The organism is Kineococcus sp. TRM81007, assembly GCF_022669155.1.
In the GTDB taxonomy this organism is placed as follows: Bacteria; Actinomycetota; Actinomycetes; order Actinomycetales; family Kineococcaceae; genus Kineococcus.
The window spans coordinates 47,107-56,098 of sequence record NZ_JALBVB010000050.1 but is presented as its reverse complement, the minus strand read 5'-3'; the positions used below and the strand labels follow the sequence as shown (position 1 = coordinate 56,098).

Annotated in this window: 8 protein-coding genes; all 8 read left to right on the top strand. The window is 76.6% G+C overall.

Annotation, left to right across the window (positions count from 1 at the left end; all coding sequences use genetic code 11):
• Positions 1-10 precede the first annotated feature (10 nt).
• Positions 11-778 carry a hydroxyethylthiazole kinase gene (thiM, locus tag MN205_RS09070; RefSeq protein WP_255818620.1) on the top strand — a complete coding sequence of 256 codons (768 nt, stop codon included), beginning with the start codon at positions 11-13 and terminating at the stop codon, positions 776-778.
• Positions 775-1,461 (top strand): thiamine phosphate synthase, encoded by a 687-nt coding sequence (gene thiE / locus MN205_RS09065; protein ID WP_242126446.1) that lies wholly within the window; start codon positions 775-777, stop codon positions 1,459-1,461. Before thiM ends, thiE begins: the two co-directional genes overlap by 4 nt.
• A complete protein-coding gene (gene thiD, locus MN205_RS09060) occupies positions 1,458-2,285 on the top strand; it encodes a bifunctional hydroxymethylpyrimidine kinase/phosphomethylpyrimidine kinase (protein WP_242126444.1) in 828 nt (275 codons plus the stop codon). Before thiE ends, thiD begins: the two co-directional genes overlap by 4 nt.
• Positions 2,282-3,001 (top strand): TenA family protein, encoded by a 720-nt coding sequence (locus MN205_RS09055; protein ID WP_242126442.1) that lies wholly within the window; start codon positions 2,282-2,284, stop codon positions 2,999-3,001. Before thiD ends, MN205_RS09055 begins: the two co-directional genes overlap by 4 nt.
• A 146-nt stretch (positions 3,002-3,147) precedes the next feature.
• Positions 3,148-4,377, top strand: a complete 1,230-nt coding sequence (locus tag MN205_RS09050; RefSeq protein WP_242126440.1) for an acetate/propionate family kinase — start codon at positions 3,148-3,150, stop codon at positions 4,375-4,377.
• 35 nt (positions 4,378-4,412) lie between these two features.
• Entirely contained in the window at positions 4,413-6,512 is a 2,100-nt protein-coding gene (gene pta, locus MN205_RS09045; protein ID WP_242126437.1) for a phosphate acetyltransferase, read from the top strand.
• Between the two features lie 204 nt (positions 6,513-6,716).
• Positions 6,717-8,384 carry a DEAD/DEAH box helicase gene (locus MN205_RS09040; protein WP_242126435.1) on the top strand — a complete coding sequence of 556 codons (1,668 nt, stop codon included), beginning with the start codon at positions 6,717-6,719 and terminating at the stop codon, positions 8,382-8,384.
• Positions 8,385-8,523: 139 nt separating this feature from the next.
• A complete protein-coding gene (locus MN205_RS09035) occupies positions 8,524-8,961 on the top strand; it encodes an OsmC family protein (protein ID WP_242126433.1) in 438 nt (145 codons plus the stop codon).
• The last annotated feature ends 31 nt before the right edge of the window (positions 8,962-8,992 follow it).

Genomic DNA, 8,992 nt, shown 5'->3' with positions numbered 1-8,992 from the left:
CCGCGACGCCCTGGCCCGCGACCACCCGCTCGTGCAGTGCCTGACGAACTCGGTGGTCACCACCATCACCGCCAACGCGCTGCTCGCCGCGGGCGCCGCCCCCGCGATGGTCGACAACCCCCGCGAGGCCGCCGAGTTCGCCCGCGCCGCCTCCGCGGTGCTCGCGAACGTCGGCACCCTCGACGACGAGCGCGCGCGCGCCATGGCGCTCGCCACGGCCGCCGCGCACGAGGCGGGGACGCCGTGGGTCCTGGACCCCGTCGCCGTCGGTGCGCTGGGGTTCCGCACCTCCGTCGCCCGCGACCTGCTCCAGCACCGCCCGGTCGCGGTGCGCGGCAACGCCTCCGAGGTCATGGGGCTGGAGGGTTCCGGTGCCGGCGGGCGCGGGGTCGACTCCACCTCCGGCGCCGAGGACGCCCTCGCCGCCGCCCGCGCGCTGTCCGAGCGCACCGGCGGTGTCGTCGCCGTCTCGGGCGAGGTCGACGTCCTCGTCCACGGCGAGCGCGTCGTGCGGGTGCGCGGCGGTTCCCCGCTGCTGACGCGCACCACCGGCGCCGGCTGCTCGCTGGGCGCCCTCCTCGCGGCCTGCACCGCCGTGACGGACGACCCGCTGCTGGCGGCCGTCACCGCGCACGCGCACGTGGCGCTCGCTGCCGAGCGGGCCGCCGCCCGCAGCAGCGGCCCCGGGGGCTTCGCGATCGCGTGGATCGACGAGCTGGACGCCGTGGACGCGAGCGCGCTGCGCGCCGACCTGGAGACCTCCGGGAGGCTCGCGTGAGCGCGCCCCGGGGGCCCGGGAAGGCCCGCTTCGACCCGACCCTGTACCTCGTCACCGACACCGCGCAGTGCGGCGCGCGCGGGGTCCCCGCGGTGGTGCGCGAGGCCGTCGCCGGCGGCGTCACCGCCGTGCAGGTGCGCGGCAAGGGCGCGAGCGACCGGGAACTGCTCGCCCTCGTGCGGGCCGTGCGGGAGGCGCTGCGCGGCACCGGCGTCGCGGTGCTGGTGAACGACGCCGTGGACGTCGCGCTGATCGCCGGCGCGGACGGCGTGCACCTGGGGCAGTCCGACCTGCCGGCCGGGGACGTGCGCCGCCTCGTCGGCCCCGACCTGCTCGTGGGGCTGTCCGTCTCCACCGTCGAGGAGGTGCGCGCGGTGCCCTCCGGGGTGGTCGACCACCTCGGCGTCGGCCCCGTGCACGCCACCGCCACCAAGACCGACGCGGCCGCACCGCTGGGACCCGGCGGGTTGCGCGCCGTGGTCGAGGCCGCCGCGGGAACCCCGTGCGTGGCGATCGGCGGCATCCACGCGCAGAACCTCGACGAGCTGCGCGGCACCGGGATCGCCGGGTTCTGCGTCGTGTCCGCGGTGTGCGCGGCCCCCGACCCGCGCGCCGCGGCGGCGGAGCTGCGGGCGCGTTGGGACGACGGGCGCCCGGTGGTGGACGGCGGGGTGACCCGGTGAGCGCCCGCGTCGCCCTCACCGTCGCCGGCAGCGACCCGAGCGGCGGGGCCGGGGTCCAGGCGGACCTGAAGACGTTCGCCGCCCTCGGCGCGTTCGGCACCGCCGTGCTCACCGCCCTGACGGCGCAGAACACCCGCGGCGTGGCCGGTGTGCACGTGGTGCCCGCGGGGTTCGTGCGCGAGCAGCTGGAGGTGCTGCTGGACGACGTCGCCGTGCACGCGGTCAAGACCGGGATGCTCGCCGACACCGCCATCACGCGCGTGGTCGCGCAGGCCCTGGGCGCCCACCCGGCCCCGCTCGTGGTGGACCCCGTCATGGTCGCCACCAGCGGCGACCGGCTGCTGGACGCCGCCGCCGTCGCCGCCGTGCGCGACGAGCTCCTGCCGGTGGCGGACCTGGTGACCCCGAACGTCCCCGAGGCCGCGGTGCTGCTGGGGTCCGGGGCCGCCCGCGACCCCGGCGAGGTCGTGGAGCAGGCCGAGGAGCTGCTGCGGCGCACCGGGACCGCGGTGCTGCTCAAGGGCGGGCACCTGGGTGGGCCGGAGAGCGTGGACGTCCTCGCCGAACCCGGCGGCACGCACCGCATCACCCGCCCCCGCCTGGGGAGCGCCTCCACGCACGGCACCGGCTGCACCCTCTCGTCCGCGATCGCCGCCGTCGCCGCGCGCGGCGACGGGGCACCGGCGAGCTGGCTGCCCGTCGTGGAGGAGGCGCGGGACTACCTGCAGGGCGCCCTCGCGGCCGCCGGCGACCTGCACGTCGGTTCCGGCAACGGGCCCCTCGACCACTCCTTCGCCCAGCGACCGCACCGGGGGACGACGTGAGCTTCACCGACGAGGCGTGGGCGCGCACCGCGCACCTGCGCACCGCGATCGACGAGTGCCGGTTCCTGCGGGAGCTCGGCGACGGCACCCTGGACCCGGGGGTGTTCCGGCACTACCTGGAGCAGGACGAGATCTACCTCGCCGGGTACGGGCGGGCGCTGGCGCTGCTGGCGTCCCGGGCGCCGGACGTGGCGAGCGCCGCGTTCTGGGCGTCGTCCGCGCACGGCGCCGCGGTGGTCGAGAGCGCCCTGCACGGCGACCTGCTGACGTCCGGGGCGCTGCCGCCCGCCGACGGCCCGGCGCACGCCTCGCCCACGACGCTCGGGTACGTCTCACACCTGGTGGCGACGGCGGCGACCGCCCCGTACCCGGTCGCGGCGGCGGCGGTGCTGCCGTGCTTCTGGGTGTACGCCGACGTCGCGCGCCGCCTGGCCCGCTCGGCGGCCGCCGTGCTGGACGCCGGCGCGCAGCACCCGTACGCCCGCTGGGTCGCCGCCTACGACGCGGAGGAGTTCCACGCCTCGGTGGCCACCGCGCGCCGGCTGGTCGACGAGGCCGCCGCGGGGCCCGGTGGCGGCGAGGTGGTGCACGAGGCGGTGCACGAGGCGATGCACGAGGCGTTCGCGACGGCGACCCGCTACGAGTTCCTCTTCTGGGAGACGGCGCTGCACCGAGAGGACTGGCCGCTGCCCCTGGTGGACCCCGCTCCCGCCTGAACGCCCCCGTCCCGACGGCGGACCCGGGCGGGGCGTGAGAGTGATCACGGCGCCTCGCGTCGGGGGGTGCGGCGCGGCGGTCCGTGCGAGGCTCGGAACCGGGTCGGTGACCACCCGGGTGGCCGGCGCGGTGAGGGGAGCGATCAGTGTCCACGGGCGAGTCCACCGGCAACGGGTCCGTCGTCGTCGTGAACTGCGGCAGCTCCTCGGTGAAGCTGGCTCTCGTCGACCCCGTCACGGGCGAGCGGGCCCTGTCCTGCCTCGGGGAGCGCCTGGGCACCCCCGACGCCGTCGTGCACTTCAAGACCGCCGAGGGCACCCGCACCATCACCCCCGCGGCCACCACCCACCGCGGGGCGCTCGCGCACGTGCTGCAGCGCCTGCTCGACATGGACCTGCCGCCGCTGCTGGGCGTGGGGCACCGCGTCGTGCAGGGCGGCAAGCGGTTCCGCTCCTCGGTGCGCATCGACGACCACGTCCTGGCCGACATCTCCGACCTGTCGGCGCTCGCCCCCCTGCACAACCCCGCCAACGTCTCCGGCATCGAGGCCGCCCGGGCTGTCCTGCCGGAGCTGGACCACGTCGCCGTCTTCGACACCGCGTTCCACCAGACGATGCCCGAGCAGGCCTACCGCTACGCCGTGCCCACCCGCTGGTACGAGGAGTTCGGGGTGCGCCGCTACGGCATGCACGGCACCAGCCACCGGTTCGTCAGCGCCCGCGCCGCGGAGGTCCTGCAGCGCGACGCCGGCGCGGACCCGCGCTCCCTCAAGCTCGTCGTCGCCCACCTGGGCAACGGCTGCAGCGCCACGGCGGTGCTCGGCGGCCGCTCGGTGGACACCACGATGGGCATGACCCCGCTGGAGGGCCTGGTCATGGGCACCCGCTCCGGCGACCTGGACCCGGCCGTGCTGGAGCTGGTGGCCGACCGCACCGGCGCGAGCGTGGCGGAGATCGTGGCGCAGCTGAACAAGGAGTCCGGCCTGCTGGCCCTGTCGGGGCTGTCCAACGACGTGCGCACCCTGGAGGAGAAGGCCGGGCAGGGCCACCCCGGGGCGAAGCTGGCCCTGGAGGTGTTCACGTACCGCGCCGCCAAGCACCTCGCAGCCCTCACCGTCGCCCTCGGCGGCCTGGACGCCCTCGTCCTCACCGGCGGCATCGGCGAGAACGGCACCGCCATCCGCTCGGCGCTGCTGGGTCGGCTGCGCCACCTCGGCCTCGTGGAGGACCCGGCCGCGAACGCCGAGCACGGCCGATCCTCCACCCCCGCAGGGCGCATCACCCGCGAGGGCGACGGGCCGCTGGCGATGGTGGTGCCCACCGACGAGGAACTGCTCATCGCCCGCGACACCGTCGACCTCGTCCAGCACGCCTGACCGGCCGGACCGGCCCGAACCGAGAGGAGCGCGCGGTGCCCCGCACCCTGCTCGTCGTCCCCACCGGCCACGGCGCCGGCCTCACCTCGACCTGCCTGGGCCTGCTGCGGGCGCTGGACGCGCGCGGCGTGGCCGTGGGTTTCCACAAGCCCCTGGCGCAGCCCGGCGGCGCCGGCGGCACCGACCGCTCCGTCGCCCTGGCGCGGCTGACGACGGGCCTGACCGTCGCCGAGCCCATCCCCGCGGCCCGGGTCGTGGAGCGGCTCAGCCGCGGCGAGGTCGACGACCTCATGGAGGAGGTGGTGGCCGCCGCCGAGGGCGTGCTCGCCACCCACGACGTCGTGGTCGTCGAGGGCCTGGCGCCCTCCGCCGACCAGGTGTTCTCCGGGCGGGTCAACCAGGCGCTGGCGACCGCCCTGGACGCCGACGTGCTCCTCGTCGGCTCCGCGGGCGCCGACGGCTCCGACCCCGGCGCCCCCGAGCGCATCGCGGAGGACATGGCCGTCACCGCCGGCACCTACCGGGCGGGGGAGGGGCTGCGCGTCATCGGCGGTGTCGTCTCCCGCTGGCCGGTGCCGGAGGACCCCGAGGTGGCCGTCTCCCGCGTGGCGGCGCTGCGCGGGGCGCTGGACCACCACGGCATCCCCCTGGTGGCGGCCGTGCCGTACCGCACGGAGCTCACGTGGGGGCGCGTGCGCGACCTCGTGCGCGCCCTCGACGTGGACGTCGTGACCCACGGCGACCAGCAGCGGCGCGTGAAGGAGGTCGTCGTCGCCGCCCAGGCGGTGCCCGGGATGCTGCCGCTGCTGCGCGAGGGGCGCCTCATCCTCGTGCCCGGCGACCGCCACGACGTCGTCATGGCGGCCTGCCTGGCCGCGCTGAACGGCACCCGCCTGGCCGGGCTGCTGCTGACCGCCGGCGTCGGCATGGACGAGCGGGTCGCCGACCTCACCCACGCCGCCGCCGCGACCGGCCTGCCGATCCTGCGCACCGACCGCAGCACGTACGCCACCGCCACCGCCGTCAACCGCCTCGACCCCGACGTGCCCGCCGACGACGCCGAGCGCGCGCACGCCGTCACCGCCGCCGTCGCCGACGCGCTGGACCCCGCGTGGCTGGCGGGCCTGCGCACGGCCGCGCACACCCCGCGGCTGTCGCCGGCGGCGTTCCGGCGGCGGCTGACCACGCTGGCCGCCGAGCGGGTGCAGCGCATCGTGCTGCCCGAGGGCACCGAACCGCGCACCGTGCAGGCCGCCGCGATCTGCGCGCAGCGCGGCATCGCGCGCCCGGTGCTGCTGGGCGCGCCCGCCGAGGTCGCCTCGGTGGCCGCCGGGCTGGGGCTGACCCTGCCCGACGGCGTGGAGGTGCTGGACCCCGCCGACCTGGTGGAGCGCTACGTCGACGTGCTGGTGGAGGCCCGCAAGCACAAGGGGATGCAGCCGGACGTCGCCCGCGACTCCCTGGCCGACCCGATCTGGCTGGGCACCACGATGCTCAAGGCCGGTGACGTCGACGGCCTGGTGGCCGGCGCCGTGCACACCACCGCCGCCACCGTGCGCCCCGCGCTGCAGATCGTCCGCACCAAGCCCGGCGCGAAGCTGGCCTCCAGCGTCTTCTTCATGTGCCTGCCCGACGACGTCGTCATCTACGGCGACTGCGCCGTGAACCCCGACCCGAACGCGGAGGAGCTGGCCGACATCGCGCTGCAGTCGGCGGCGTCGGCGCGCGCCTTCGGCATCGAACCGCGCGTGGCGATGATCAGCTTCTCGACCGGTTCGTCCGGGGCCGGGTCGGCGGTGGACAAGGTCGCCGAGGCCACCCGGATCGCGAAGGAGCGCGAGCCCGACCTCGTCATCGACGGCCCGCTGCAGTACGACGCCGCCGCGGTCGCCTCCGTGGCGCGCGCGAAGGCCCCCGGCTCGCCGGTGGCCGGGCGCGCCACGGTGTTCGTCTTCCCCGACCTCAACACCGGCAACACCACGTACAAGGCGGTGCAGCGCAACGCGGGCGTCATCTCGGTGGGGCCGATGCTGCAGGGCCTGGCGAAGCCGGTGAACGACCTCTCGCGCGGGGCGCTGGTGGACGACATCGTCTACACGATCGCGCTGACCGCGATCCAGGCGTCCCGCGGCTGAGGGGGGAGGGGGCGCTCGGGAAGAGGGAAGCGGGCGAGGCTGTTAGGCTTGACGTGACGGTCTGATGCCGTCCACTCAGCGGGCGAGCCGCCCGCGAGGTCGCTCGAGTCTCATCCCTCAGCTTCTGCGCGCAGCACCGTGCGCGCCCGTGCCTGGGGGCGGACCGCCTTAGCGGCCGCAGATCCACGTGGAGTCCACTCCCGCATGCCCCAGTTCGACCGCACGTACCGCTCCGCTCGCGACGACTCCCGCGGTTCCTCCGAGGACCGCTTCCCCCGCCCCCGTCGCGGTGACCGCGACGACTTCCGCTCCGACCGCGGCGGCGAGTCGCGCGGCTTCCGCTCCGACGACCGCGGCCCCCGCTCCGGCGGCGGTTCCCGCGGCTCCTACGGCGGCTCCGGCGGCTCCTACGGTGGCCCCAGCGGCTACCGCGGCCGCCGCTCCGGCCCGCCCCGCAGCCCCCGCTCCTTCGCGCCCAGCGCCACCGAGCAGGCCCTGACCGCCGCCGAGCTGGTCGAGGTCGCCGACCTCACCTTCGCCGAGCTCGGCCTGCCCGAGGAGCTCGTCGCCGCCCTCGAGCGGCGCGGCATGTCCAAGCCGTTCGCCATCCAGTCGCGCACCCTGCCCGACGGCATCGCCGGGCGCGACATCCTCGGCCGCGCCCGCACCGGCTCCGGCAAGACGCTCGGCTTCGGCCTGCCGATGCTGGCGCGCCTCGCCGCGAACCGGCGCGGCCGCATCACCGGCGCCCCCCGCGGCCTGGTGCTCGTGCCCACCCGCGAGCTGGCGATGCAGGTCGCCGACGCGCTGCGCCCGCTGGGCGACTCCATCGACCTGCGCATGGCCGTCGTCGTCGGCGGCGTGCCCTACGGCCGGCAGATCTCCGCCCTGCAGCGCGGCATCGACGTCCTCATCGCCACCCCGGGCCGCCTGGTCGACCTCATCGAGCGCGACGCCGTCTCGCTCGGCGAGGTCGACGTCACCGTCCTGGACGAGGCCGACCACATGGCCGACCTCGGCTTCCTGCCGGGCGTGCGGGCCATCCTGGAGGGCACCAAGCCCGGTGGACAGCGGATGTTCTTCTCCGCCACCCTCGACCGCGGTGTCGAGGCCCTGGTCAAGGACTTCCTCACCGACCCCGCGTTCCACGCGGTGCCGGCCGAGCCGGACTCGGTGGGCAACATGGAGCACCGCGTCTTCGCGGTGCGCCCGCACGACAAGCTGCCGATCCTGACGGAGATCAGCCAGCGCCCCGCGCGCAGCATCTTCTTCGTGCGCACCAAGCTGGGCGCGCAGCGCCTGGCGGACCAGCTGCGCGAGGCCGGTGCGCCGGCGGAGGCCATCCACGGCGACCTGCGCCAGGCGCAGCGCTCCAAGGCGATCGACGCGTTCTCCGCGGGGGAGACCCGCGTGCTGGTCGCCACCGACGTCGCCGCGCGCGGCATCCACGTCGACGACGTGGACCTCGTGGTGCACGTCGACCCGCCGAACGACCACAAGGACTACCTGCACCGCTCCGGCCGCACCGCGCGCGCCGGCGCCAAGGGCACCGTCCTGGCCATCGCGCTGCCGGACCAGGTCCGCCGCTACGGCTGGCTGCACCGCGACGCCGGTGTCGAGGCCAACGACGTGGAGCGCGTCGCCGCCGGCGACGACACGGTGCGCACCCTGGCCGAGTCCGGTGAGCCGGTCGTGGTCAAGCCCCGCACCCGCCCCGAGCGGGAGAGCCGCGGCCCGCGCCGCAGCGGCGGCTTCCGCGGCGGCCCGCGTCGCGACGGCGGTTCCCGCGGCGGTCCCCGCCGCGAGGGCGGCCCGCGCCGCGACGGCGGTTCCCGCGGCGGCCCGCGCCGCGAGGGCGCCGCGCGCGACTGACGTCCCGCGCACGCACGGCCCCGTCCCCTCCACGGAGGGGGCGGGGCCGTTCCGCGTCCGGGGACGGGTGGCGCTCCGGCGCCCCGCGCGGCGAGGATGGGCCCGCACGATCACCGCAGGACCCACCCGAGGAGGCCCCGTGCCCACCCGCACCGCCCGCACCGCCTGGAGCGGCAGCCTGAACGAGGGTTCCGGCCAGGTCGAGCTGACCAGCTCGAAGGTCGGCACCTACGACGTGTCGTTCCCCAAGCGCGCCGCTGACGACGCAGGCGGCACCACCAGCCCCGAGGAGCTCATCGCCGCGGCCCACTCCTCCTGCTTCGCGATGCAGTTCTCCGCGCTGCTCGGCGAGGCCGGTGGCACCCCGGAGAGCATCGAGGTCGTCGCCGACGTCTCCCTCGGCCCGGACCCGGCCGGCGGCTTCCGCCTCACCGGCATCCAGCTGAAGGTGACCGGTGAGGTCAGCGGCATCGACGCCGAAACCTTCGCCCGCACCGCTCAGGCCGCCAAGGAGACCTGCCCGGTCTCCAAGGCCCTCACCGGCGTCGAGATCACCCTCGACGCGCAGATGGACTGACGCCCGGTGGGCTGACGCAGCCGCGTGCGGG

Bases quoted from the DNA above. Each gene is read 5' to 3' on its own strand.
- MN205_RS09040 (WP_242126435.1), top strand. From the start codon at position 6,717: ATGCCCCAGTTCGACCGCACGTACCGCTCCGCTCGCGACGACTCCCGC.